Here is a 24,107-nt window from a genome sequence, read left to right on the forward strand (position 1 = left end):
CAGCATCTTCCGAAGGGGTCAGTTTTCAGTCGCCGCCTAGGGGTCAGTTTTCACCTGCCGTCGACATGCACTCGGCCGGGATTCGCCGCAGGCGGCCCACGGGGACGGACTCCAGCTCGCCAGACTTGACGATCGCGTACGCGAAGGTCCGGCCGATCCCAAGACGTGCAGCCGCCGCCTCGACCGTGAGCAGCAAGGGCGCTGGCTTATCGGACACCTGCCGCAGGGAATCGACTGCTTCAAGAGCGCTAGTCATTGCCGTTCTCCTCTGCTCTGCGGTGCTGTCGCTGGTGGTCGCGTTGCGGGGTTCGGTCATGCGCTCTCCCAGATGGCCGGCGGCTCAGCGATGGCATCGCTGGAAACTGATCGGACACCCCTCGGACCCCAAGCCGTCCCAGACGTCCCAGCCGTAACTTCCCTGGTCAGAGCCGGGACGGCTTGAGTGGTTGGGACGGCTTGAGCCGTCCCAGGGGTTGAAGCTGTCCCCGTGCTGACCTGCGAAGGGACGCCTGGGACGGCTGGGACGCCTTCCCCATCGGCAGCCTTCGGCTCGGGGCAGTACCGGTTCCATGCATCGGTGAAATCGCTGCGGGCGTAGCCCTTGGCCTGTCCGGTGGTGAACCGGATGTTCGCGCTGCGGATCTCGAAGTCGCGCAGCAGGTTGCCCATCTTCATCGGAGTCAGCCCGTTGGGTCCGTGGGTTGCCCAGGGCGCCTCCGGATCGGATTTGAGCCGGTCGAGCAGTGCTGCCGTAGGCAGCGCGTCGGCGTCCTGGAACGCGATCCGGCAGTCAGCCAACAGACGGGTGTGTAGTGATCCCTCCTCCCCCGCATCACGATCGCTAGTGAGCACGACAGCCGGCTTGCGACGGCCGCAACCCGATGACCGGCCGCGTCTGCCTCCTGGGCGACCACAAGGGCTACCACCGCGACACAGCAGGCGCCGAGTGGCTCGAAGACTAGAGCCAGCCACATGAAGACACGGAACACCCGAGACCGCGAACTACGCCGTTGGGCACTGCGAATCGAAACGCTGGATCGGCGCAACAGCGCACACCCAGACCGCTACGACCCTCGCGGCGTCAGCCAGATCCTCCCGTGGTGCGTCGAGGCATACCTAGCCAGAGGCTGGATCCTCCCTCGAATGTCGACCCGCAGATATCGCCAACTCGAACGGCAGAACCTGAGATCCAAGACATGAGCAACCAGAGGCAATACCAAGCGCTCGTGATCCGCGACGGCTTTGACATCGACTCCCGTACAGCGCCGGCCGCCCTGGCTAAGCAGTACGCCAATGTCATGAGACTGCTCTACCTGAACGACCATATCCGCTGCGACCGCGTCGCCGCGATGCAACGCCACCTGGCGCGATAGCCAGACCCCGCATTGACGCAGGGGCAATTGTGGCCCCAGACGGGCGGATCTAAGACCAAATCGGTACGCTGACTCGCAGCCAGCTGGTGACCCCTGGAAAGGACGGGTGCGGACGCATGATCCGGGTGCGGTGGACAGTTCCCCCTAAGCACATTGCCTAGCGATGGAGCTTGCATTCGAGACCCGCGCGCTCAGAACCCTCTGCGAAGAGGACGACGTCGCCGCAGAGAAGCTGCCAGGAGAGGTTGTCGATGCACTCAAACGGCGTCTGGCAGATCTGCATGCAGCAGACTCGGTGCTTGATCTGGTTGTTGGCCGACCCGATTTTGACTCCACGGCGCCCCTCGTGCGGATGACGCTCGCAGCCAACTATGTGCTCACCTGTGCGGCGAATCACCGAACATGCCCCCTACAGGCCGCCGGCGCAGTAGATTGGCAGCGTGTTCGCCGCCTGAAGATCCTCACGATCGAGAGGAGCGAGAGCGATGCCTAGCAACGCGACGTTCGCCCCGCGTTGGGCCTCCCCCCCAGGCGACACAATCCGAGAGGCTCTGGTCGAGCGCGGTCTATCCCTGACCCAGTTTGCAGACATGATGGCGTGCTCACCGGAACGCGCCTCCGGACTCCTTGATGGTGCTGAACCGATCTCGCTCGAACTTGGCCGACGACTTGCCGACACCATCGGGGCCACTACTCAGTTCTGGATGTCTCGTGATGCGCAGTACAGAGACGATCTGGATCGTGTCAAGGCCGACCGGTGGGCGGAATCTTTGCCTACAGCAGAGATGCGAAAACTTGGCTGGCTGCCGAAAACCTCTGACTGGCATGAGCGCCTCGATGCCTCCTTGCATTTCTTCGGCGTCCCCGATCTCCGCACGTGGAACGACACCTACGGGTCGATGCTCGCAACCGCCAAATTCCGAACCTCACCAAAGATCCGAACGGACGCAGCAGCAGTTGCGGTTTGGCTTCGCCAAGGCGAGGTCGAAGCCCAGCACCTCAACGTTGAGCGGTGGAACCCAGTTAGGTTCCGAGATGCACTGGCTGACGCCAAGAGTCTGACCAGGGAGAAGGATCCGGCCGTCTTCCTGCCTGCACTCACGTCGCTGTGTGCGAGCGCGGGCGTTGCGATTGTCCTGGTCCGCAGCCCTCAAGGTTGTCCGGCGAGCGGGGTGGCACGACGCCTGGAGTCCGGCAATCCACTCCTTGTCCTAAGCGGTCGACACCGATCGGACGATCACCTCTGGTTCACCTTCTTCCACGAGGCAGCACACGCCCTCCTGCACGATCCTGGTCTGGTATTCGTCGATGAATTGGCGCCCGAGAGTCCGGCCGCATCAGATGCTGAGCGCGAGGCTGACAAGTTCGCGGAAGATATTCTCTGCCCGCGATCTTTGCTTGAAATGCTGCCAAGTAGGCGCATAACCACAAGAGATGTTATCCGAGTAGGCAGAGCAGGTGGCGTCGCGCCAGGGGTTATAGTCGGGCAACTTCAGCACAATGGGATACTTGGATATGATCAGCTTAATAGCCTAAAGCGACGATACCGATGGAACGGATCTAACCTCGAAAGTGCCTAAACGTCGCCGAGCTCTTCTGCCAATTACATAGCGAGTCCTCCAAGACATCCGGACCGACCTTGAGGTATTCCTCCAACTCCTCAATACCGTCCTGGCACTCTCGGCTACTTAGACCCTTCGAACGCCCGAGTAGCAGCTGCGCCCCGTAAAGCGGGCCAGTAGCTCCTACGAGATAGGTATGAGCCGGCACGATGTTGGCGAGTTCTAGCTTGCTAACTAAGGACAGATAGTCAAAGCGCGCGACACGACCAAAGCGGCTAACCCTCGCCATCGATCTGTAAAGAGCGTCGAATCCCGCCGTCGGCTCCAACTCCTCCACAGCGCCGAACAGGTCCGCATGGGAACCCGCGGCCACTACCCATTGAACATACGTGGACACCACTTCCCCAGTTCCAGAACGCGTCGAGCCGGCCAGACTCTCATACTTTCTATGGTTTCCAAATCCACGGGGGACTCCCGGCCGCTGTAGCTCCGCCCTATTATCATCCAGCCACCGCCGAAACTCGCCTGTATCGGCCACCACGCTCACCCAATCCCACCGCCCACCTTGGCCAAGCTTTCCATACACTTCGCGGGCATACCTCCACTCTGCCCGTAGGTGCTTACCGAAGTGCACATACAAGAAGACCATCCAGCAGGCTTCCTCGAAATTGCCGCCGCGATCGTTCAGGATTGCCGCCTTGAGCGGGTCGAACGCATCACTGGCTGGATCCGCCCCGGCAGGTGAAAGCTCCATCTGACGAAGACGCTGAATGTATCTATTGCGTCGCTCGCTATCGATTATCTGCTCGACCAGGACATCCCGAGTCGCGGGTGACTTTATCCCCGGAAGTGGATATCTCTCGTTTTCAAAGCGATCGAGACACGCAAGGAGCCTATCCGCCTCTACCCTATCGGCGGGTCTCACGCTGTATCCAATTGCGCAGACTTGCCAACCCATGCACCAATTCGGGATATGACATCTGATGTAACCCCAAAGCTGCTCTGCAGGTTGTGGTTGTACCCAAGTACCCGTATTGGTTCAAGCAATCGGACACCGCCGATGACCTCAACCGAGCCCGTATAGGCGTACCCCGGGACGGCGGCCGCCTTACCACGCGGCAATGACCAGTCATCCCGCCATTCAACCTCAAGGCTGCAACCAGTCATCAATTCGAAGTGCTTGACAACGGATCGGCCATTTAAGACAAGAACTCCGATATCTGAATTACGCAGAAGTAGTCCCAGAGCATCATACGTTTCGCTCAACAACAGCCGTTGCTCACCAGGCGGAAGACTTCCCCATTTGTTGGATGTGGCATAGGGAACGAGGTCAAGATGGCAAGCCGTCGAGTGCGCACCATAGAAGGTGGCGCCGCTCGGCTTCAGAACCTCTTCCAAAATTCTAAACCAACGATCATAGGGGTTGGTGCGGAAGTAGCGACGGCATGCATTGACCATGTCACGGAGATGCGAGCCGTTGACCTCCGCCCATCGCTCGCAGTCGAGCGATTTCAAGGTCGGCAACCTTCTATCTGAATCATCAAGCTCGAAGCCTCGCGAATCAACGAACTCTCGATTGCTTGGATTGATGCCAACTGTAGCAATTCTAGCCGTTTTAAGATCACCAAAGAAGGGAACCGGACAGCTCCATGGAATGACGCTTGTCCCGCCGACGCGCCCCGAATCCAAGCGATCGATAAACGTCGACATAGCCGAATACATCTTCTCTACCTCACTATGTTTTCCAGCTTATCTTGAATAAAGACATCGTAGATCGAGTTGTCCATTGTCTCCCCGATAGCAGCAACATCACCAACTTTGCGCTGCTTAACTAAGGCATATATTGCGAGAAGTCGCGCCACGTCAGCCCAGTACGGAGATCCATCTAGCATCTCAGGAACCAGCCCATCGCCAGATCTGAGCAGTTCCTCTGTATGGATCAGCTTCTCGACGGCCGCCCATTGGTCCCCTTGGGGCATCTCAGGCATTTGCGACTGGGTCGACTGCCACCCCTCGGCAAGAAATGCTTTGGCGGCAGAGATATTCCTTTGATACAGATGGAGACTGCCCGTGAAGTGCGTATAGGAGCCGACAGGCAACGACAACGACCGCGCTATAAGCTCCTGGAGCATCGTAAAGCAGAACACGTCGTGCGGAAGTCCGAGCCATGTGTCACTTGAGCGCATATATGTGAGCAACTGCAGTTTGTTTCCCCGAATGAGAAATTGCATCGTACAAGTGCAGGGCACATCTTCATGATGCTCTGCGACATCCGAGTGATCGAACAACTGAATCACGGCCCGGCGACTGGACGGCTTTTTTCGCAGGGTATTCACGACATATTCGACCTGGTTGATCCCATCGAAGGCGAATAGACGGGGACCGTACCCTCCATGGATTACGCCTTCTTCAGCAAACTTAGAGTAGGTGGAAATATAATAAGCGATATGACTTAGATCATTATGCCCGGACAGATACCAGCATAGTTCCCCAAGGGAACTGAACAGACGCCCCCTGCCTTCGCTCCGACTAAGCCGCGCCAACGGATTATCGAGCGTTAGCACAGCGCCACATACATCCAACGCAGGACCTTTTGTGGGGTTCGTTAGCTCGCCATCGTTCAAGATTGTTTCAATTGCCTCGCGCAGGAGGTCATCGAGCGTATCAGCTCGAAGTACGATAACCATGCCACTCCTCCCATTCGGGTAGCGCGGATAATATGCTGGTTCAATTCCTTGAAGTGATGATATGCCCATCGACCCAGAAACGGGAGAAGCAGCACAACTTGATAGCGGCGTGTCGTGACCCGGCGGCCCTCAGGGACATTAGGTCATCTATAGTTGCTCAACGTCACGAGGAGGACGCCTGCATTGATGCATCGATGTTTCTTCGGCCAGGCGGACGGAGCGCCTGACCATATTTCATTTGTCACAGCGACCGCGCCCGAGGGTTGTGGTGACGTCCGATGGGCGGGGTGTCGCCTCGGATGCGGGGTCACGGTTGCTGGCCGACCTGGCCGAGGTGTGTGGGTTGACCGCGGAGTTCAGTGACGCGGTGGCGCCGCTGCGGCAGCGTCGTTCGGGTCACGATCCGGGCCGGGTGCTGGTCGATGTTGCGGTGATGCTGGCCGATGGTGGCGAGGCGATCAGCGATCTGGCCGTGCTGCGCGGCCAGCCTGACCTGTTCGGCCCGGTCGCCTCGACCCCGACCGGGTGGCGGGTTCTCGACGCTGTCGACGACTCGCTGCGTGCCGCGCTGCGTCAGGCCAGGGCGCTTGCCCGGGAGCGGTTGTGGTTGCAGCGCGACGATTCCGGGCGTGGTCTGCCGGGCGCGATGGCTGCAGGTCGTGTGTTGCCGGGGTGTGGTGGTCGACCTGGACGCCACGTTGCAGGAGGCGCACTCGGACAAGGGGGGTGCGGCAGCGAATTTCAAGGGCGGGTTTGGCTACCACTCGGTGTTGTGCTGGCTGGACAACACCGGCGAGGCGCTGGCCGGTCGGCTTCGGCCGGGCAACGCCGGCGCGAACACCGCCGCCGACCACATCACCGTCTTGGACGACGCGCTGGCCCAGATCCCTGACGCCCACCGCCACGGCGTGCCGATCCTGGTCCGGGCCGACGGCGCGGGATGCTCCAAGGAGTTCCTGGCCCACATCCGGTCCTTGCGGGACCGAGGTGTGCAGGCCGAGTTCTCGGTCGGGTTCACGATGACCGAGCCGGTCAAGGCCGCCATCGACGCCCTGCCGACCTGGGCGTGGCTGCCCGCGATCGAGGCCGACGGGGACCCGCGCGACGGCGCCGAGGTCGCCGAGCTGACCGGGTTCCTGCCCGGGCTGGCCGCCGCGGGCGGCCGGATGGGATGCGGGTGATCGTGCGCCGTGAACGCCCACACCCCGGCGCGCAGTTGTCGCTGTTCGACCAAGACCACGGACTGCGCTACCAGGCCTTCGCCACCGACGCACCCCCTCGGCCAGCTCACCCACCTCGAGGCCCGGCACCGCGCCCACGCCCGCGTCGAGGACCGGATCCGAGCCGCGCAAGGCCACCGACCTGGGCCGGTTCCCGTCCCGACACTTCGACATCAACGCCACCTGGCTCGAACTCGCGATGGTCGCGGCCGACCTGATCGCCTGGGCACAGACCACCCTGCTCACCGGCGACCTGGCCAAGGCCGAACCGAAAACCCTGCGCTACCGGCTTCTGCACGTCGCCGCCCGCATCACCCGCGGACAACGCAAACTCTTCGTCCGGATCACCGACCACTGGCCCTGGCGCCACGAACTCGCCGCCGCATCCGCCCGGCTCGCAGCCCTACCCCAGCCGCTGCGCACCCGAGAAGACCAACCCCCGACCATCCACCACCAAGGACCCAGAGCAGCCGGCACGAGCAAGCCGGCAACACCGCCCTGCCCACCAACCCAACAACAACACCAGCAGCCGAAACAACCGCCCGACCACACGATCAACGCCCTACTGAAAGACCGGGGCTAGGAAGCTCGCCGCGCGTCGCGGAGCCCAACGATGCAGCCTGGAACTGCCGGGTGGCTGGTGGGCGAGCGGCAGGGTGAGCGGTGGTCTTAGTTGCGGTCTCATTCGCTGGCGTTCGCGAACCAGATCGAGTCCTGCCGTTCCGCTGGCGAAGCCTGTTTGACCTACGGCGAACACGGCCGGGCGGAGTTGGAAAGCCTGTTGGGGGCAACTCCTCACGAGTTCGAATCTCGTATCCTCCGCCACTCTCCGAGCGGCCACCCGATCAGCCTTCCACTGCTCAAGTGCATCATGTGGTCGCTTGCAGAGACGAAGTTGAACCGGCCCGGCCGCATCAGCGGCCGGGCCGGTTGCTGATGTGGCTGCCCGAGCATGCATCGCGCCGCCGATGTTAGGTTCGCCGGCATGAGCCAGCAGATCGGGGCCCGGGAGTTCCACGCGGCCGATGGGGTTGAGGACTGGCGCTCGCTTTACCACTTGGTCTCGGCCCACTTCCGGACCGGCTCGCTGGCTAGGGGCATCGCGTTCGTCGATGAGATCGGCCTGCTCACCGGGGAGGTCGAAGAGCAGTACCTCAGTGTCGATCTGCGGTCGGCCGGTGTCACGGTGTCCATGGGGCTGCGCGACATCGCGCTGGCCCGCCGGATCTCTGCCGCCGCCAAAGAACTGGACATCCCCGCCGACCCGACCGCCGTGCAGGTCGTCAACGTCACCCTCGACGCACTCGTCGGCGCGGACGTGCTGCCGTTCTGGCGGGCGCTGCTTGGTTACGGCCAGATCGGCGACGACTACCTGTTCGACCCGTTGCGCCGCGCCCCAGGTTTCGGGTTGCAGCAAATGGATGCGGCGCGCCCACAGCGCAACCGCATGCACCTCGATGTCGCCGTCCCCCACGATCAGGCCGAGGCCCGGATCTCCGCCGCCCTGGCCGCGGGCGGCCGGCTGGTCTCAGACGCGCACGCGCCGATGTGGTGGGTGCTGGCCGATGCCGAGGGCAATGAGGCGTGCGTGGCCACCTGGGTCGGCCGCGCGTAGAGACCGCTCGTCGACTCAGCGTGGCCAGAGGACCTCTCGCGCCGCTCAGGGTGAACATCAGGTTGTCGATTCGATGGTCCATTGATCGTCAGGTAGGTACCACAGGCAACCAGAATCGCAAGGAGTCACGATGTCCCATCCCGTTGTTCACACCGAGATCCGGTCCGAGGACCCCGACGCCACCCGCAGGTTCTTCGCGGACCTCTTCGGCTGGAAAGTCGCGTCCGAAGGCGCGTTCCCGGGCTACACCTTCATCGACACGGGCGCCGAGGGCGGTCCGTATGTGGCGATCGGTCCGCGACAAGGCGCGGAGGACGAGGTTCTCTTCTTTGTCGGCGTCGAAGACGTGGCAGCAACATTGACGAAAGCCGAAGAGCTCGGCGGGAAGATCATTCAGCCGACGCAACAGGTGCCGGGCACGACCTTCGGCGTCTTCGCCGACATCCACGGTCACAAAGTCGGTGTCGCAGCAAACGGCTAGGAGCGCGCAGCCGCGGGCCGGACTCCTCCAAGTCTTCGTCTCAGTTTCCGTCTCATTCGCCAAGGTTCATCGCCGTTCGCGACCAATCGACCGACGTGGAGTCCAGGCGTCACGAACGTCAAGACCGCCTGCCTGAACACGGCTCCGAGAACCACCGTACGGGTCGAAGGCGGCAAGACCCTGACCACGGACGGCCCGTTCCTCGCCGCCGGCGATCGTCTTGAGGTGTCGATGAACAGCACCGCGTTTCCCGACGAGCGTCTGGAGCTCATCTTCGTGAAAATCAGCGGCGGGCTGGGGCGGAGATCGCTAAGGTATGGCCGAAGGTTCAGGGCCTGAAGGAGGTGGTGCACATGCGTGACATTCACGTGGTGCTGCCTCGCTGTGAAATCCAGCGGCCCTGAACCTGACGGGGCTCACCGCATTGGTCTGATGCGGAGGAGCTGTTATGGAAGCGATCGATCAAGCCGTGGAACTGCTGGCTGCCAAGGGTCTCTTCGAGGGTTACCCGCGGCCGTATTGGGTGGCCGGTGGGTGGGCGCTCGACCTGTTTGCCCGACGAGTACGCCGACCGCATGGCGATGTCGACGTACTGGTTCTTGCTCGTGATCTCGAGGTAGTAGCGGAAACGTTCACCGGGCCACGGCCGGTTCTGCAGTTTGCCGAGACCGGCGAGCAACGGCGATGGGCAGACGGTGAGAACCTGACGCCCGGGCCCCATGCGCTCGTCTTTCCAGACAACGAGTGCGGTACTCCGGTGCAGATTCTGCTAGGTGCAGCGGACGGCGACGAGTGGGTTTACCACCGCGGCCGCGGCACGCTACGCAAGAGCCTCACCGAGATCACACTGCGTTCCCCACAAGGGATTCCATACCTGGCGCCAGAGATTGTCTTGCTCTACAAATCGCGAAACCTGCGCCCGAAGGACGACGCGGACTTCACCGACGTCCACCACCTGCTCGACGCCGCACGCCGGCAATGGCTCATCGAGCACATCGTCCCGGGATATCCGGACCACCCGTGGCTGCCTGCCCTCAGAGTTCGGTCCAGCTGAAACCCGTACGCCGGTACGCCGGCTGCCCGGGCGGCTCCGCAACGAGCCGCCCGGGCAGTTCCTGCGCGGCGGGTCAGCTGTGGCTGTCCCACTGGCCGGGCTGGTAGTCCCCGGCGGGCTGCTGAGTGATGACGTTCATGCGGTTGAAGGTGTTCATCAGGGCAATGTGGGATACCAAGGCGGTGAGCTGGTCATCGTCGTAGTGCTTGGCGGCGTTGGCCCAGACCTCGTCGGAAACCCCACCAGTTGCGTCGGCGATGCGGGTCCCCTGCTCGGCCAGCTCCAGGGCGGCACGCTCGGCCTCGGTGAAGACCGTCGCTTCCCGCCAAGCCGCCACCAGGTTGAGTCGGAACGAGGTTTCCCCCGCCTTGGCGGCGTCCTTCGTGTGCATGTCGATGCAGTAGGCGCAGCCGTTGATCTGGCTTACACGGAGCGCCACCAGTTCCAGCGTCGCAGCCGGCAGTGCCGACTCGGTCACGACCTTGCTGGCCGAGACGATGTGCTTCACGAACTTGGCCGCGAGCGGGTTGCCGAGGTAGTTGAGACGGGCGTCCACGGTGATCTCCCTTGCTGTGCTTGTGGTTACACCCGATTGACAAAACCGCCCGGCCAGAACGTGACACCCAGCCGATGTGATGCCCGTCTCCCTTCGTCGCGTCAGAGCAGCGGGAGGAGTTGGGCTTCTTCGTGGTCGAGATGGGCGTTCAGTCGATCGACGAGTTCGTCGAGTTTGGGAAGGGACGCGGAGGGGGTGGACGTCGATACGAGGTGTTGGAGGTCGTCCAAGAGATTGGCGATCTGGTCGTGCTCGGATTGGAGACGGGTGATGGTGGGCGCGAGGTCGGGGTGACGGGTCAGTAGGGAGGGGAACAGGCCTGCGGTTTCGCCGGTGTGGTGGAAATGGAGACCCTGGCAGAGAGTCAGGCAGTTGATGCGGAGTTGGGCGCCCAGGGAAGGGCCCGAGGAGGCGAACTCCTTGCGGATCAAGGCGAGTTCGCGGCGGAAGGCGTTGTGGATCTGTTTGAGGGTCTCGGCGAAGGAGCCGGCGCTCGGAGGGCCGATGGTTGCGGGTGTCAAGGCGACCACCGGGAGGGTTCGGTTGGTTCTGGCTTGGTATTCGGCCCAGCCGGGATCTACCTCGGCCAGGCGGGTGAAGATCTCGTCGCGCTCGGCGTCCCGCAGTACGAGGGCAGTTGCCTCGTAGGTGAAGAGGCCGGTTTCTACGGTGACTCCGGGATTGGCGAGGAGGTTGTAGTACCAGTCGGGGTGTTTGGGGCCGCCGCCCGCGGAGCCTACGACGAGTACGCGGCCGGCCGTGTCGGGGTAGTAGCCGAGGATGGTTGTGTGCAACGCGCCGGAGCGGGCGCCGGTGGTGGTGAGCAGAAGCAGTCGGGCTCCGTCGAAGGGGCCGCCGACCTGGCCGGCATTGGCGCGGAACTCCTTGATGATCTGTTGCGTGAAATCGTTCAGCATTCTCTTCTTTCCGGCGCAGCTGGCATGACAAAGTGCCCGCAGAGCCCTGCGGGATGGAGGACCCACCGAGGGTGCACGGCAGGTATAGCGGCGCTAAGGCGATGCGCCAAACACGCGTAGTCAAAGGGGAAGGCGGGCCTCTAGCGGCCCTGCCGGCGCTCAGAGCGCAGCCGGGTACCTAACATGATCTTGGCCCAAGGCCGACCCGGCAGTCACCTGTGAAGCATAAACGATCGGGGTGCAGCCAGACACTCGCGAATTCGTACTCAAGCGGCCGAGCGGCAGCGAGGTCTACATCAGGTGATCAGTTGGTTTTCCTTGGCTGCGAGCGGGTTGTCGGTGGTCCACGTGTAGCCGGGGCCGTCGCGGGGGATGGACCAGGCATCGTTGTAGTGGACCGACCGAACCGCGGCGCAATCCGAAAGCACGACTTTTCGGAAGAGAATCGCTACGGATAGTCAACAGTCGGGTTCGATCGGTAGCAGAAATGCCCGAGATCGCCTGCCTGGACGGGAAAGCATGAAGAAATCCGCCAAAAGAACCGAAGAAACCTGTAACGGTCCCCAGGTTGTGACGATAAAGGGGTGAGCGACCAAGCCGGGGGGCTTTGTGGACGCTCCGGTGTTTCTTCGGGACCACCGGTGTTGTGGAGGGGGCCCCAGCAGGTGCTCGCCCGGGGCGGGGCGAGCACCTGCAGTGGGGGCCGATCAGTCGGAGGGGTGCCGATCAGCCACCCTGACCAGCCAGCATCAGCCCTTGATTCCCACGTTCGCCATTCCCTCGACGAAGCGCTTCTGAGCGAAGACGAACATCACGATCATCGGCAACGTCGCCAACGCCGTACCGGCCATCAGATAAGGCCACTGGATCTCCGCCGGGTTCTGCGCGAAGATCGCCAGTCCCAGCTGGAGCGGTCGCATCGCGTCCGACGTGGTGATCATCAGCGGCCAGAGGAATCCGTTCCAGGCCGCCTCGATCTGGAAGACGCAGATGGTGATCAGGGCCGGCTTGATCAGCGGCGTCATGATCCGCCAGAAGATCCCGAACTCACCGAGACCGTCCACCCGGGCGGCCTGCGCCAGCTCGTTCGGGATCGAGACATAGAACTGCCGCGCCAGGAACGTGAACAGAGGCGCGGCGCCCAGCGGGATGATCAGTCCCCACCACGAGTTGAGCCAGCCGATCCCGCCCTGCCCGAGGATGTTGTTGCCGCCGAACAGCGGGATCGACTTCACGATCAGGAACAACGGCACCAGGATGATCTGGAACGGGACCAGCAGCAGCAGGATGAAGTAGCTCAGCAGCGCCTTCGAACCGCGGATCGGCAGTTTCGCCAGCGCATACCCGGCCGTAGTACAGACGGCCAGCGTGAACGCGGTCTCGCCGACGGCGATGAACAGGCTGTTCCGGAAGTACCGCAGGAACGGTGCCGTCTGCATCGCCTCGGTGAAGTTGTGCCAGCGCAGTTCGCCGGGCAGCCAGGAGAACTTCATGATCTCCAGGTCGCTCTTGAACGCGGTCAGCATCATCCAGAGGAACGGCGTGATCATCAGCATCGCGCCAACGGTCAGGACGACGTACAGCAGGATCCGGCCGGGCCGGACTGACGAGGACTTGCCGGCGGCGACCGCGGGCAGCGTTGCGCTAGTCATTGGTATCCGCCTTCTGGAGCAGGCGTCCGAAGCTGATGAAGAGCGCGATCAGGATCATCATGATCACGGTCTCGGCGGACGCGTAGCCGAGCTTCAGGTCCTGGAACGCGTTCTGGTAGATGTCCAGCACGAGCACCCGGGTCTCGGTGCCGGGGCCGCCCCTGGTCATCACGTAGACCAGGTCGAAGACCTGGAAGGTGCCGACGATCGAGGTGATCAGGACGAAGAACTGGACCGGGCCGAGGGCGGGCCAGGTGACGTTGGCGAACCGCTGCCACCGGTTCGCGCCGTCCAGGTCGGCCGACTCCAGCAGGTCGCGGGAGACACCCTGCAGCGCCGCCAGGTAGATGATGATCTTCGTCCCGAGCCCCTGCCAGATCCCGACCACCATCAGCGCCGGCAGCGCGGTCGCCGGGTCCGCCAGCCAGCGGTTCGGCGCGAGTCCGAACAGGCTGAGGAACCCGTTCGCCAGACCGGAGCCCGGGTTGTAGATCCAGAGCCAGATCGTGGCGATCGCGACCGTCGCGGTCACCGTCGGGATGTAGAACGCGGTCCGGAAGAACCCGATCGCCTTGATCTTCTGGTTCAGCCCGATCGCCACCGCCAGCGAGATCGCCATCGACAGCGGGATCACGATCACGGCGTACAGGACGGTGTTCACCAGGGAGGCCTGGAAGTCGACGTCCCGGATGAGCTCGGAGTAGTTGCCGAAGCCGACCCAGGCCCAGGAGTCACCGAAGCTGTAGTCGGTGAGGCTGAGCACGAGCACCGCGATCACCGGGATCACGATGAAGATCCCGGAGTGCAGCAGGGCGGGCGACAGCAGCAGCCAGCCGGCCCGAACCTGGCTGCGGATCAGCTTGCGGCTGTCCTTGGCCGGAGCGACCTTGCGGGGTGCGGCGACTGCGGGCGTGGTGCGTTCGAGTGTGGCGCTCATCGGGACTGTCCTGCCAGGTTGGCCAGCACCTTGGCGGGATCCTTCTGGCCGAGGACCGCCTGGGTGAGCTGGATGTCGAAGTTGCCGCGCATCTCGAGCCAGTTGGCCGGCGGGCTGTTCTCGTTGACCGCATGCACCAGGCCGTCGGCGACGAACTTGCTGAGCGGGTTCGACTTCGCCTGCGGCGAGTTGCCGGCGTCCTTGTAGGCCGGGAGCTTCTTGTTCAGCTTGGCGATCGCGTCCAGCGTGGTCGGCTGGGTGAGCGACTGAATGAAGGCCCAGGCCGCATCCTTGTGCCGGCTGCGCGAGCCGATCGAGGCCAGGTCGCCCCCGACGTACTCGATCTCCTTGCCGCTGTCGAAGCGGAAGTACTTCAAGTCATCGCAGTTCTTCTGGCCGATGCCCTTGTCCGAGCAGTCCACGGCGCCACCGACGATGCCCATCGCTGCTTCACCGGTCAGCACCAGCGGCTGCTGCGCCGCGTTCTGCTGACCGTACGCCTGGACGTTGTTGATCATCGACTTGATCCACAGCAACGTCTCCAGCCCCTGCTGGTTGTTGAAGTTCGGTTCGCCGTTGACGTAGAGCATCGTGCCGGTGGAGGACAGGAAGGTGGTGAACGACTGCCGGAAACCGGTCGCGGAGGCCAGGTCGAAGCCGCTGCGGGTGATGGTGCCGCTGGCGTCCCGCTTGGTCAGCTTCTCGGCCGCCACCTTGATCTCGGCCAGCGAGGTCGGCGGCTTGTCCGGATCGAGGCCGGCCTCCTTGAAGGCGCTGATCCGCAGCGCGACCGCGCGAGCGTCCGCGATCAGCGGATAGGCGTAGAGCTTGCCGTCGTAGGTGGCCGGCGGGATCATCGCGGCGACGCTCTTCTCCCGGATCACGTCCGGAGTCACCCCGTACGGCGCCAGGTCGGTGAAGATCCGCTTGGAGGCGAACGGCTGGATCCAGCCGACACCGGTGACCATCACGTCGTACGGGATGCCGGCCGCGATCGAGGTCGACATCTTCTCGTTCAGGTTGTTGTACGTCGCGAAGTCGGGCTCGACCTTCATCTTCGGGTAGGTCCGGTGGAAGTCCTGGACGACCTTGTCGAACGCCTCCCGGCCCTTGGTGCTGGCCGGGAACGACGGGATCAGGACGCGCAGCGTACCGGTCGCCTCAGCGGGCGGTACGCCGTCCGTACTCTTGTCGATCACCCCGTTGCCACAACTGCTGGCGGCCAGGCCGACTATCGCGGCCAGCACCACCAGTCCACTCCGGGCGCCACGTCTCACAAGGGAACTCCTTCGCTGCCGAGCGGGTCGGCCGCCAGATCGTGACGACCGGACCACCGAGTGCAGCGAAAGTATGGGAAAGGGCTTTCCCCGTCAATACCCCAGCGCTCGAATGATCAAATTCGATCATTGATGGAACTCTACGGAGCCGAGTTCCACGCGCAGTTACCGCCTGACTGCGGTCTCCAGAGCCCCGCAGGAGGCTCGGACGCGGAGTTCCGGCAGGAGGCTGAGGTGTTGCGTCGCGGCCGCGCGGCCCGGTGCGCCGCGAAGTTTGCGGAGGAGGAGTTCGCAGGCGGTCCCACCGAGCATCAGCTTGGGCGGGCACATAGCAGTCAGCGGTACTACGGCCAGCGCGGCGGTCTCGTCGTTGTACGCGACGACCGCGAGATCGTCGGGGATGCGCAATCCTCGCTCCATCGCCCGTTCTACCAGCCGCGCGGCGTGCTCGTCGGAGTGCACCAGCACCGCGCGGGCGCCATGCGCCTTGCACTCGGCCAGGAACGCGTCCAACTGGGCCAGGGTGGTCTCGTCCTCACCTCGCGCGGGCAGTTCCACCGGCGAGACGAACAGGTCGACCCCGAGGCTGCCGGCCGCCTCGGCGATGCCCTGCCGGAGCCAGTGCGCGGTGACGCTCGCGTTCAGGTTGATGCCGATGCGGCGATGGCCGAGCGAGACGAGATGCCTGAGCGCGAGCATCGCGCCGTACGCGTGGTCGGTCCGGACATGGTCGTACTCGTGCTCCACGTGCGGGAACCCGAACGCGCGCTCCATCAGGACCACCGGTATGTCGATGTCATCCAGCCAGCGGCCCAATTCGCCCGCGCGGCCATCGCCCAGCGCGGTACTGAGGAGCAACCCGGTCACGCCGATCCCGAGCACCTTCTCGAGTCGCTCCTGCTCCACTGCCACGTCGTAGCCGGACACCCCCAGCACCAGGCGGGCGCCGTACCGGTCTGCCATCGCCTCGGCGCCACGGATCACGTCGGTGTAGTAGAACGTGGAACTCGGCACGACAATGCCGATCGTGAGCTGGCTCTCGGCCATCCCGTTCTCGGCCATCCCGTTCTTGGCCATCACGCTTTGCACCATGCCGCTCGGGCCGCTCGGGCCGCCCGGGCCGCCCGGGCCGATCCCGCTGGTCCCGACGGCTCCCCCGTGCACCCGGCGGAGCAGTCCGGCGGAGTCCAGCTCGGCGAGGTCCCGGCGTACTGTGATCGCGGAGACGCCGAGCTCTGCGGCCAGCTCGGCCACCCGGAGCCGGCCGTGCCGGCGCAGGTTCCGCAGGATCAGCTCGTGGCGCTCCGGTGCAAGCATGCTGTCCCCTGGGCCTGTTGTCTGGATGTGATTGTTTGTGATCATACGATCATGACCGCCGAAGCGAAGGATTCTTGGTGAGCGACGCAGGAGGAATGGGCCGGAGCAACGTCGTGCTGTCGAAGCTCTCGATGGTCGGCGACCTGCTCATGCTGCAACTGGTGTTCGTGGTGCTCAGCGTCGGCGTCGTCACGCTTTATCCGGCGGCTTTCGCGCTGCAGCGAGTGCTGCCGGATGCGATCGGCCAGGAACACCCACAGCTGCTGCGCCGGTTCTGGCGGCAGTTCAGGTGGGCCTTCCCTCGCTTCTGGCTGGCCGGCCTCTGCCTGTACGCCGGGAGCATCGCCCTCGCGTTCGGGTTGCTCTTCTGGGTCCAGACGGGCGGGCCGATCCGGATCGCCGCCTTGGCCGTCCTGATTCCCCTCACCGGCATGATCGTCGGGCTCTACCTCAGCGCGCTGGCCGTTCTCCCTCGGGCGGGCGAGGACGTCACGCCGCGCAGCCTGTTCCGCGCCGCCAACCTCTTCCTGCTGCAGCACTCGCTCGGGATCGCCGGCGGCGTGATCGCGCTGCTCACCTGGTTCGCGCTGCTCTCCCAGTTGCCGACGCTCTTCCTGGTGGGTTCCGGCCTGGTTCCCGCGCTGCTGGCGTACTGGATCTCGCGCACCACCGACAGGCGGCCGAAAAAAGATCCGGACGACGTGTCAATCTGAGCACTCCTGGTCCGACGTATAGGTGAAAGGCCCTACCGGACCAGAAGGAGAACCCCGATGTACGCGACGACCGAAACCCTGGCGACGACGCCGGCCGCGCAGGGCGGCCGCTCGCGCTGGCTGGCCCTCTACGTCCTCTGCGCCGGCATGTTGATGATCGTTCTCGACGTGACCGTGGTGAACGTGGCCCTGCCGGCCATCCAGGACGATCTCGGCTTCACCAGCTCCAGCCTCGCGTGGGTGGTGAACGCGTACCTGATCGCCTTCGGCGGGCTGCTGTTGCTGGCCGGCCGGCTCGGCGATCTGCTCGGCCGACGGACGATCTTCGTCGCCGGACTCGTCGTCTTCACCGTCGCCTCCGTGCTCTGCGGCCTGGCCGAGTCGCAGGAGGTGCTGGTCGCGGCCCGCTTCATCCAGGGTGTCGGTGGCGCGCTGACCTCCGCGGTGATCCTCGGCATGATCGTGACGCTGTTCCCCGAGCCGCGGGAGCAGGCGAAGGCGATCGGCGTCTACGCCTTCGTCGCCTCCGCCGGTGGGTCGATCGGCCTGCTCGCCGGTGGCGTGCTGACCCAGGCGATCAACTGGCACTGGATCTTCTTCGTGAACCTGCCGATCGGCGTGCTCACCGCAGTACTGGCCGTCCGGCTGATCGAGAAGGACAAGGGCATCGGGATGGGCCGCGGTACCGACGTCCCGGGCGCCGTCCTGATCACCGCCGCGCTGATGCTGGGGGTGTTCACCATCGTGAAGCCGGCCGCCGAGCTCGGCTGGACCGCGCCGCGAACGATCGCCCTCGGTCTGCTGACCCTGACCCTGCTGGCCTGCTTCATCGTCCGCGAGGCGACCGCCGCGAACCCGCTGGTGCCGCTGCGGATCTTCAAGTCCCGCAACCTGACCGGCGCGAACCTGATCCAGGCGCTGTCCGCCTCGGGCATGTTCGGCGTCTTCTTCCTCGGTTCGCTCTACCTGCAGCGGGTGCTCGGGTACGACGCGCTCGAGATCGGGCTGGCGTTCCTGCCCACCACAGTCGTGATGGGCCTGCTGTCGGTGCGGTACTCCGAGAAGCTGGTGATGCGGTTCGGTCCGCGTCGTCCGCTGATCGGCGGGCTGGCACTGATCGTGGTCGGGTTGGCGCTGTTCACCCAGGCTCCGGTCGATGGCAACTACTTCATCCACGTGCTGCCGGTGCTGGTTCTGCTCGGACTGGGTGGCGGCATCTGCTTCCCGGCGCTGATGGGCCTGTCGATGGCCGACGTGAAGCCCGAGGACGCCGGTCTGGCTTCCGGACTGATCGGGACGATGGGCGAGGTCGGCGCCGCGCTCGGCCTGGCTGTCCTGGCCACGCTGTCGGCAACTCGCACGGAGACCCTGGCCGCCGCCGGCAAGCCCGCTCTCGACGCACTGACCGGTGGTTTCCACCTCAGCTTCGCGATCGCCGCGGTGATCGTCGCGGCCTCCGTAGTGATCGCCTGCACGCTGATGCGGCCGACCCGTTCGGTCGAGGTCGCCTTGGTGGATGACGAGGAGCTGGTGGCCGACGCCGCCTGACCTGCACTCGTACTGCGGGACTTCCCGGGCTCGGGGGGTCCCGCAGTACGTGCGTCTGGGGGTGGTTGTCCACAGATCGGGGGCGGTGGTCGTGAACTGTCCGGTGGATAGGGAAGGATGAGGGTCGTGACGGGGGCTGCGGCAGAATCCTCGTCTGTCAGCTGGACGTAGAGGGGACACGGGAGAGTGGTTTTGCAGTCGATCGAGCAGAAGATCGCCGACGAGCTGGAAGTCGGTGCGGGACAGGTCCGGGCCGCCGTCGGCCTGCTGGACGAGGGCTCGACGGTTCCGTTCATCGCGCGGTACCGCAAAGAGGTCACCGGCGAGCTCGACGATGCGCAGCTGCGCACGCTCGAGGAGCGGCTCCGCTACCTGCGTGAGCTGGAGGAACGCCGCCAGACCGTGCTCGAGTCGATCGAGAGCCAGGGCAAGCTGGACGACGCGCTGAAGGCCGCCATTCTCGAGGCGGAGACGAAGTCCCGGCTCGAGGACATCTACCTGCCGTTCAAGCCGAAGCGCCGGACCAAGGCGATGATCGCCCGCGAGGCCGGGCTGGAGCCGCTGGCGGACGGGCTGCTGTCCGACCCGACGGTCCCACCGCAGGCCGCGGCGGCGGTGTTCGTGAACCCCGAGGCCGGCGTCGCCGACGGGCAGGCCGCCCTGGACGGCGCACGGGCGATCCTGGTGGAGCGCTTCGCCGAGGACGCCGACCTCATCGGTGAACTGCGAGAGCGGCTGTGGACCCGGGGCCGGCTGGCCTCGACGGTGCGCGAGGGCAAGGAGACCGAGGGCGCGAAGTTCTCGGACTACTTCGACTTCGACGAGCCGTTCACGAAGATGCCGTCGCACCGGATCCTGGCGATGTTCCGCGGTGAGAAGGAGGACGTGCTGTCCCTCACTGTCGAGCCTGCACCGGCCGGCGAGGAGCCTGCCGAGGGAGCGACGGAGTACGAGGCGACCATCGCGCGCAAGGTCGGCGTGGAGAACAAGGGCCGTCCGGCCGACCAGTGGCTGGTGGACACGGTCCGCTGGGCCTGGCGGACGAAGATCCTGGTGCACCTGGGCATCGACCTGCGGATGCGGTTGCGGCAGAGCGCCGAGGACGAGGCGGTTCGCGTCTTCGCGGCCAACCTCCGCGACCTGCTGCTCGCGGCGCCCGCGGGCACGCGCGCCACGATGGGGCTCGACCCGGGCTTCCGGACGGGCGTCAAGGTCGCGGTCGTGGATGCGACCGGCAAGGTTGTCGCGACGGGTGTGATCTACCCGCACGTGCCGCAGAACCAGTGGGACAAGTCAATCGCTCAGCTGGCTCAACTGGCTGCTGCCCACCAGGTCGATTTGATTGCTATCGGCAACGGAACGGCTTCCCGTGAGACGGACAAGCTGGCGGCCGAGCTGATCGCGAAGCACCCTGAGCTTTCGTTGACGAAGGCCGTGGTGTCCGAGGCGGGCGCGTCGGTCTACTCGGCTTCTGCCTTCGCGTCGCAGGAGTTGCCGGGCATGGACGTCTCGCTGCGCGGCGCGGTCTCGATCGCGCGGCGGCTGCAGGACCCGCTGGCCGAGCTGGTGAAGATCGACCCGAAGTCGATCGGCGTCGGGCAGTACCAACACGACCTGCCGGAGAACTCGCTGTCCCGCTCTCTCGACGCGGTGGTCGAGGACTGTGTGAACGCGGTCGGCGTTGACCTCAACACCGCGTCGGCGCCGCTGCTGACCCGGGTCTCCGGCATCACGCCCGGCCTCGCGGACAACATCGTGCAGCACCGCGACCAGAACGGTCCGTTCAAGTCGCGCACTGCTCTGAAGGAGGTGCCGCGACTCGGCCCGAAGGCGTTCGAGCAGGCGGCCGGGTTCCTGCGGATCCCGGACGGGGCCGACCCGCTGGACTCGTCGAGCGTGCACCCGGAGGCGTATCCGGTGGTGCGGCGGATCCTGGACGCGACCAGTCAGGACCTGAAGTCACTCATCGGCTCGTCGGCATTGAGGTCGCTGAAGGCGGCCGACTTCGTGGACGACATGTTCGGTCTGCCAACGGTGACGGACATCCTGGCAGAACTGGAGAAGCCGGGGCGCGACCCGCGGCCGGCCTTCAAGACCGCGACCTTCGCCGAGGGCGTCGACAAGATCGCCGACCTCAAGCCCGGGATGCGGCTGGAGGGTCAGGTCACCAATGTCGCGGCGTTCGGCGCGTTCATCGACATCGGGGTCCACCAGGATGGACTCGCGCACGTGTCGGCCCTGTCGAAGAACTTCGTCAAGGACCCCCGCGAGGTGGTCAAGCCAGGCGACATCGTCAAGGTCAAGGTCCTCGAGGTCGACATCCCCCGCCAGCGCATCTCCCTCACCCTTCGCCTGGACGACGAGATCGGCGCATCGACCTCCGGCGGCCGCCCCGGCGAAGGCCGATCGGCCCGCGCCGGCGAAGGCCGCGGACCTGGCGGCGGTGGCGGCCAGGGTCGCGGGCCCGGCGGCGGCCAAGGTCGTGGTGGCGGTTCCGGTTCCGGCGGTGCCGGTGGCGGCGGGGGTCAGGGTGGTGGGCAGGGTCGCGGGTCGGGCCAGGGTCGTGGACCCGCCGGTCAAGGGCGTGGACCTGGCGGTCAGGGCGGTCAGAACCGCGGCGGCGGTCGCGGCGCAGGCAACTCGCAGGGCGGCAACAAAACCGAAACCCCCATGGACGAGGGTTCCCTGGCCGAGGCTTTCCGCAAAGCAGGCTTCACCGTCCGCTGAGCATCACCACGCACCGCACCCGCACCGCACCGCGACGCACGGCACCACGCCGCACGGCATCACCGGCCGGCAACCACTCCAGGTTGCCGGTCGGTTGTGTCGTTCCGCCCCGTCCCGGAGCAACTCCTGTGCATCCTCCAGGTAGCGGCGCGCGGGTGACTGGCACTCGACGACTTCCACCTTCGAGCCGACGCCACCGTCGGTGAACAGCAGGCAGACGGCTCTTCGCCTCCGGTTTTGCGCGCGTTGACGGAGGCGCATCGCTGCGGGGCCGTCCAGCCCGGACCGCCAACACTTACTAAGCAGCCCGGCGGGTGGGGCGCTGAGCGTGGGAGTCGGGGCTGCGGGTGGGATTTGGTGGGTTGGTGAGTGTTGGCGGTCCGGCGTGCTGGCCAGAGGTAGCTCAAGTCGTCACGCGTAGGTCAGGCCGCGGGGTTCGACGACTACGTTGGTCACGCACCAGCATGTTGCCCCTGACAACGAGCGGACTAGCGCAGGTCTGCCAGATTGCCGCCCGGCTCACCCAGGTGCACGGCGGTTGCCTTGGGTGCGTATCCGAGCCGGCGGTAGACGCGGTCTGCACCATCATCGCCAGGCGTCAGCCAGGCAAGCGTCGCACCGCCGAGCTCGAACGCTTGCTGAGTGGCGAAGGCGGTCGCGACCGCACCGAATCCACGCCGGCGATGCGAATGCACCGTGCCGACACCGGCCACCTCGGTCACGCCGTCGGCGACAGCGGTCCAGGCAGCGGTCGCCACCGGTACGCCGTCCAACCGCACGAGCACGCTCGCTCCGTTCGATGGTTCGGGCTGGAACGCACTGCCCATGCCGTCCATCTCGTACGCGTCGGCCGCGACGGCGTTCGCCTCGGCCTTCTCGTCGGCAGAGGTCACCACCGAGGCGGTAACCCCTGCGGGGAACTCAGGCAGCACCAGATCGCTGGGCTCGACCACGAGCAGCGGCGGGCGGGACACGATGGTCATCCCGTTGGCGGCCAGCGCGTCGGCCAGTCCCGGGTTCGCCTCCTCGATCAGCTCTGCGCTCAACCAACGGCCCTCTGCGGCGAAGGCCTTACGGATGGTCTCCAGCGCCCACGGCACCTCTTCGGGATCGAACTTGGCACCCGGTTCGGCAGCTACCGCGACCGACAAGTACCAGAGGTCGCTGTCGCTGAGCAGCCCAACCAACGGCCCGGCGACGATCTGCCGCCGAGATCGACTTAGTCCTTGCAATTGAGCGGACGCGATCCGCGCAGCAATCTCCACTCTCCGACCCTAGCCCGCGCCCGCGACCAGCGCCGCCCCCAATTCCGCCACACTGCGCGGTCCGTGGGCGGGGGAATAGGTCAGCAGGGACTTCCACGCGGGCGGTCAGTCGGCGGGGGACATCGGACGCAGGAGATCGGTCGCGAGGAGGGGCAGGTGATCAGTGGGCGAGGAGGATCACGCTGCTCGCAGTACCGGGGATCCGGAGGCGCTCACCCGCCAGAAGGACCGGACACGGTGAGCAGGTGGCCGTCGGCGAGCTCGAACGCGAAGTCGCGCCGGTGCCACGGAGTGTCAGCAGGCGGAGGCTCCGCGGAACCCCTGCACAGGCCCGCTTGAATCGCTCTGTGTCCGGTTAGACGCCAACGGTTACGAGGAAGTGCGACTTTTCATCATGGTCGAAAGGTGATGCTCGAATCGTTATTGGCAAATCCGTGCAAACATTCTTGACAGGCTTAAAGAACAGCCAGGCCCGGAACCGGTCCCAGGCGCTCTGACCAGCGGTTTCACGTTGTCACCGGAGGAGCGTAAGGCCTCTGTAAAGGTCCTTGCCAGTCTATTCCGGGCCCTGCCTTTTTGCGGTGTTCTTTCCTTATGTCCGCGAGCACGCGGATCCCGATCACCGGCTTCCTCACCGCTGGAATCGCGATGTGCTCGCTCCCCTGGACAGCGCCCGAGAGAGTTGAAGGACCGCTGATGACCGAGTCGTTCGAGACCTCCGCTCCGCACCGCCGTGTGCGCGTCTGGTTCGGCGCCCACCCGATCGCGGATCACACCGCCATCGCCGACCAGGCCGCGCAGTACGAAGAAGCAATGCGCCGCCGGTTCGCTTCCCTGCGGGTGACCAGCGAGCCGGTGCTGGTGAGCGCGACCGCCCCGGAACGATCCCGATGACCACCCGCCCGACGCTGCTCGGCTACGTCCGGGCCGACGCGTTGAGCTGCGCCGAAGAACTGGCCGCCGCGACCGACTCGCTGGCCCTTTTCGCCAGCGCGGAGGGATTCACGCTCGGCACCGTCTACACCGAGCGCGACGCCGCCGAGTCGGCCGCGTTCCACGCACTGCTGGACGAGGCGAAGCGGACGGACGTCCGAGCCGTCGTAGTGCCGACGATGCAGCACCTCGGTGCGGTCGGGACGCCGGTGGCGATGCAGCAGCACCTCGAGTTCCACCAGGCCCACGTGTGGGCGGTCGACTCGAGATAAC

At 65.1% G+C, this 24,107-nt stretch carries 24 protein-coding genes and 1 pseudogene; 12 read left to right on the forward strand and 13 right to left on the reverse strand.

Annotated elements, in window-relative coordinates; translation table 11 throughout:
• Nucleotides 1-43: 43 nt before the first annotated feature.
• Entirely contained in the window at nt 44-316 is a 273-nt protein-coding gene (locus ABD210_RS00005) for an excisionase family DNA-binding protein (RefSeq protein ID WP_344107127.1), read from the reverse strand.
• Nucleotides 313-972, reverse strand: coding sequence for a DUF3631 domain-containing protein (locus tag ABD210_RS00010; protein ID WP_344107129.1), 660 nt, complete (start codon nt 970-972; stop codon nt 313-315). Before ABD210_RS00010 ends, ABD210_RS00005 begins: the two co-directional genes overlap by 4 nt.
• Before the next feature lie 224 nt (nt 973-1,196).
• On the opposite strand from ABD210_RS00010, the gene ABD210_RS00015 reads away from it, so the two are divergent.
• From ABD210_RS00015 to ABD210_RS00025, 3 genes are all read left to right on the forward strand, one after another.
• Nucleotides 1,197-1,373 (forward strand): hypothetical protein, encoded by a 177-nt coding sequence (locus tag ABD210_RS00015; protein ID WP_344107131.1) that lies wholly within the window; start codon nt 1,197-1,199, stop codon nt 1,371-1,373.
• A gap of 163 nt (nt 1,374-1,536) precedes the next feature.
• A complete protein-coding gene (locus tag ABD210_RS00020; protein ID WP_344107134.1) occupies nt 1,537-1,866 on the forward strand; it encodes a hypothetical protein in 330 nt (109 codons plus the stop codon).
• Nucleotides 1,859-2,953, forward strand: a complete 1,095-nt coding sequence (locus ABD210_RS00025) for an ImmA/IrrE family metallo-endopeptidase (protein WP_344107137.1) — start codon at nt 1,859-1,861, stop codon at nt 2,951-2,953. Before ABD210_RS00020 ends, ABD210_RS00025 begins: the two co-directional genes overlap by 8 nt.
• Here ABD210_RS00025 and ABD210_RS00030 read toward each other — a convergent pair.
• Genes ABD210_RS00030 through ABD210_RS00040 form a run of 3 tightly spaced genes read right to left on the reverse strand, consistent with a single transcriptional unit; the run spans nt 2,934 to nt 5,622 of the window.
• A complete protein-coding gene (locus tag ABD210_RS00030; RefSeq protein WP_344107140.1) occupies nt 2,934-3,860 on the reverse strand; it encodes an alpha-glutamyl/putrescinyl thymine pyrophosphorylase clade 3 protein in 927 nt (308 codons plus the stop codon). The two genes, ABD210_RS00025 and ABD210_RS00030, sit on opposite strands and share 20 nt — an antisense overlap.
• Complete coding sequence (locus ABD210_RS00035) at nt 3,857-4,645, reverse strand: hypothetical protein (protein WP_344107142.1); 789 nt, start codon at nt 4,643-4,645, stop codon at nt 3,857-3,859. The genes ABD210_RS00030 and ABD210_RS00035 overlap by 4 nt, the downstream gene beginning before the upstream one ends.
• A 17-nt stretch (nt 4,646-4,662) precedes the next feature.
• Complete coding sequence (locus ABD210_RS00040; protein ID WP_344107144.1) at nt 4,663-5,622, reverse strand: thymidylate synthase; 960 nt, start codon at nt 5,620-5,622, stop codon at nt 4,663-4,665.
• Between the two features lie 223 nt (nt 5,623-5,845).
• On the opposite strand from ABD210_RS00040, the pseudogene ABD210_RS00045 reads away from it, so the two are divergent.
• The 4 genes and pseudogenes from ABD210_RS00045 to ABD210_RS00060 all read left to right on the forward strand — a co-directional run.
• A pseudogene (locus ABD210_RS00045) lies at nt 5,846-7,257 on the forward strand (IS1380 family transposase); the annotation flags it as partial.
• A gap of 570 nt (nt 7,258-7,827) precedes the next feature.
• Complete coding sequence (locus ABD210_RS00050) at nt 7,828-8,457, forward strand: VOC family protein (protein ID WP_344107147.1); 630 nt, start codon at nt 7,828-7,830, stop codon at nt 8,455-8,457.
• Nucleotides 8,458-8,587: 130 nt separating this feature from the next.
• A complete protein-coding gene (locus tag ABD210_RS00055) occupies nt 8,588-8,938 on the forward strand; it encodes a VOC family protein (RefSeq protein WP_344107150.1) in 351 nt (116 codons plus the stop codon).
• Between the two features lie 448 nt (nt 8,939-9,386).
• Complete coding sequence (locus tag ABD210_RS00060; RefSeq protein ID WP_344107153.1) at nt 9,387-9,992, forward strand: nucleotidyltransferase domain-containing protein; 606 nt, start codon at nt 9,387-9,389, stop codon at nt 9,990-9,992.
• 73 nt (nt 9,993-10,065) lie between these two features.
• Here the strand turns inward: ABD210_RS00060 and ABD210_RS00065 are convergent, their stop codons facing one another.
• The 7 genes from ABD210_RS00065 to ABD210_RS00095 all read right to left on the reverse strand — a co-directional run bounded on the left by ABD210_RS00065 (nt 10,066) and on the right by ABD210_RS00095 (nt 16,648).
• Nucleotides 10,066-10,548, reverse strand: a complete 483-nt coding sequence (locus ABD210_RS00065) for a carboxymuconolactone decarboxylase family protein (RefSeq protein ID WP_344107155.1) — start codon at nt 10,546-10,548, stop codon at nt 10,066-10,068.
• Between the two features lie 101 nt (nt 10,549-10,649).
• Nucleotides 10,650-11,465: a nitroreductase/quinone reductase family protein gene (locus tag ABD210_RS00070; protein ID WP_344107157.1), complete on the reverse strand. Its 816-nt coding sequence runs from the start codon at nt 11,463-11,465 to the stop codon at nt 10,650-10,652.
• Nucleotides 11,466-11,761: 296 nt separating this feature from the next.
• The gene (locus tag ABD210_RS00075) at nt 11,762-11,893 is read right to left on the reverse strand and encodes a hypothetical protein (protein WP_344107160.1); all 132 of its coding nucleotides are present in this window, start codon (nt 11,891-11,893) and stop codon (nt 11,762-11,764) included.
• Between the two features lie 321 nt (nt 11,894-12,214).
• A complete protein-coding gene (locus tag ABD210_RS00080) occupies nt 12,215-13,117 on the reverse strand; it encodes a carbohydrate ABC transporter permease (protein ID WP_344107162.1) in 903 nt (300 codons plus the stop codon).
• Nucleotides 13,110-14,054, reverse strand: a complete 945-nt coding sequence (locus ABD210_RS00085; protein ID WP_344107164.1) for a carbohydrate ABC transporter permease — start codon at nt 14,052-14,054, stop codon at nt 13,110-13,112. The genes ABD210_RS00080 and ABD210_RS00085 overlap by 8 nt, the downstream gene beginning before the upstream one ends.
• Nucleotides 14,051-15,331 (reverse strand): extracellular solute-binding protein, encoded by a 1,281-nt coding sequence (locus ABD210_RS00090; RefSeq protein ID WP_344107166.1) that lies wholly within the window; start codon nt 15,329-15,331, stop codon nt 14,051-14,053. Before ABD210_RS00090 ends, ABD210_RS00085 begins: the two co-directional genes overlap by 4 nt.
• 165 nt (nt 15,332-15,496) lie before the next feature.
• A complete protein-coding gene (locus ABD210_RS00095) occupies nt 15,497-16,648 on the reverse strand; it encodes a substrate-binding domain-containing protein (RefSeq protein ID WP_344107168.1) in 1,152 nt (383 codons plus the stop codon).
• Between the two features lie 77 nt (nt 16,649-16,725).
• Between ABD210_RS00095 and ABD210_RS00100 the strand changes: the two genes are divergently transcribed.
• The 3 genes from ABD210_RS00100 to ABD210_RS00110 all read left to right on the forward strand — a co-directional run bounded on the left by ABD210_RS00100 (nt 16,726) and on the right by ABD210_RS00110 (nt 21,636).
• A complete protein-coding gene (locus tag ABD210_RS00100) occupies nt 16,726-17,361 on the forward strand; it encodes a DUF624 domain-containing protein (protein ID WP_344107170.1) in 636 nt (211 codons plus the stop codon).
• Nucleotides 17,362-17,418: 57 nt separating this feature from the next.
• A complete protein-coding gene (locus ABD210_RS00105; protein ID WP_344107173.1) occupies nt 17,419-18,909 on the forward strand; it encodes a DHA2 family efflux MFS transporter permease subunit in 1,491 nt (496 codons plus the stop codon).
• Between the two features lie 186 nt (nt 18,910-19,095).
• Complete coding sequence (locus ABD210_RS00110; RefSeq protein ID WP_344107175.1) at nt 19,096-21,636, forward strand: Tex family protein; 2,541 nt, start codon at nt 19,096-19,098, stop codon at nt 21,634-21,636.
• Between the two features lie 488 nt (nt 21,637-22,124).
• Here the strand turns inward: ABD210_RS00110 and ABD210_RS00115 are convergent, their stop codons facing one another.
• The gene (locus tag ABD210_RS00115) at nt 22,125-22,901 is read right to left on the reverse strand and encodes a GNAT family N-acetyltransferase (protein WP_344107177.1); all 777 of its coding nucleotides are present in this window, start codon (nt 22,899-22,901) and stop codon (nt 22,125-22,127) included.
• A 696-nt stretch (nt 22,902-23,597) separates the two neighbouring features.
• Here ABD210_RS00115 and ABD210_RS00120 point away from each other — a divergent pair.
• Together ABD210_RS00120 and ABD210_RS00125 are read left to right on the forward strand one after the other, a co-directional pair.
• Nucleotides 23,598-23,795 carry a hypothetical protein gene (locus ABD210_RS00120; protein ID WP_344107179.1) on the forward strand — a complete coding sequence of 66 codons (198 nt, stop codon included), beginning with the start codon at nt 23,598-23,600 and terminating at the stop codon, nt 23,793-23,795.
• A complete protein-coding gene (locus tag ABD210_RS00125) occupies nt 23,792-24,106 on the forward strand; it encodes a hypothetical protein (RefSeq protein WP_344107181.1) in 315 nt (104 codons plus the stop codon). Before ABD210_RS00120 ends, ABD210_RS00125 begins: the two co-directional genes overlap by 4 nt.
• Nucleotide 24,107 lies beyond the last annotated feature (1 nt).

Source organism: Kribbella alba, from assembly GCF_039529635.1.
GTDB lineage: Bacteria > Actinomycetota > Actinomycetes > Propionibacteriales > Kribbellaceae > Kribbella > Kribbella alba.

Excerpts from the sequence above, each read along its gene's own strand:
- ABD210_RS00005 (WP_344107127.1), bottom strand. The coding sequence starts at position 316 with ATGACCGAACCCCGCAACGCGACCACCAGCGACAGCACCGCAGAGCAG.
- ABD210_RS00015 (WP_344107131.1), top strand. The coding sequence starts at position 1,197 with ATGAGCAACCAGAGGCAATACCAAGCGCTCGTGATCCGCGACGGCTTT.
- ABD210_RS00020 (WP_344107134.1), top strand. The coding sequence starts at position 1,537 with ATGGAGCTTGCATTCGAGACCCGCGCGCTCAGAACCCTCTGCGAAGAG.
- ABD210_RS00025 (WP_344107137.1), top strand. The coding sequence starts at position 1,859 with ATGCCTAGCAACGCGACGTTCGCCCCGCGTTGGGCCTCCCCCCCAGGC.
- ABD210_RS00035 (WP_344107142.1), bottom strand. The coding sequence starts at position 4,645 with ATGTCGACGTTTATCGATCGCTTGGATTCGGGGCGCGTCGGCGGGACA.
- ABD210_RS00040 (WP_344107144.1), bottom strand. The coding sequence starts at position 5,622 with ATGGTTATCGTACTTCGAGCTGATACGCTCGATGACCTCCTGCGCGAG.
- ABD210_RS00050 (WP_344107147.1), top strand. The coding sequence starts at position 7,828 with ATGAGCCAGCAGATCGGGGCCCGGGAGTTCCACGCGGCCGATGGGGTT.
- ABD210_RS00055 (WP_344107150.1), top strand. The coding sequence starts at position 8,588 with ATGTCCCATCCCGTTGTTCACACCGAGATCCGGTCCGAGGACCCCGAC.
- ABD210_RS00060 (WP_344107153.1), top strand. The coding sequence starts at position 9,387 with ATGGAAGCGATCGATCAAGCCGTGGAACTGCTGGCTGCCAAGGGTCTC.
- ABD210_RS00070 (WP_344107157.1), bottom strand. The coding sequence starts at position 11,465 with ATGCTGAACGATTTCACGCAACAGATCATCAAGGAGTTCCGCGCCAAT.
- ABD210_RS00080 (WP_344107162.1), bottom strand. The coding sequence starts at position 13,117 with ATGACTAGCGCAACGCTGCCCGCGGTCGCCGCCGGCAAGTCCTCGTCA.
- ABD210_RS00085 (WP_344107164.1), bottom strand. The coding sequence starts at position 14,054 with ATGAGCGCCACACTCGAACGCACCACGCCCGCAGTCGCCGCACCCCGC.
- ABD210_RS00095 (WP_344107168.1), bottom strand. The coding sequence starts at position 16,648 with ATGCTTGCACCGGAGCGCCACGAGCTGATCCTGCGGAACCTGCGCCGG.
- ABD210_RS00105 (WP_344107173.1), top strand. The coding sequence starts at position 17,419 with ATGTACGCGACGACCGAAACCCTGGCGACGACGCCGGCCGCGCAGGGC.
- ABD210_RS00120 (WP_344107179.1), top strand. The coding sequence starts at position 23,598 with ATGACCGAGTCGTTCGAGACCTCCGCTCCGCACCGCCGTGTGCGCGTC.
- ABD210_RS00125 (WP_344107181.1), top strand. The coding sequence starts at position 23,792 with ATGACCACCCGCCCGACGCTGCTCGGCTACGTCCGGGCCGACGCGTTG.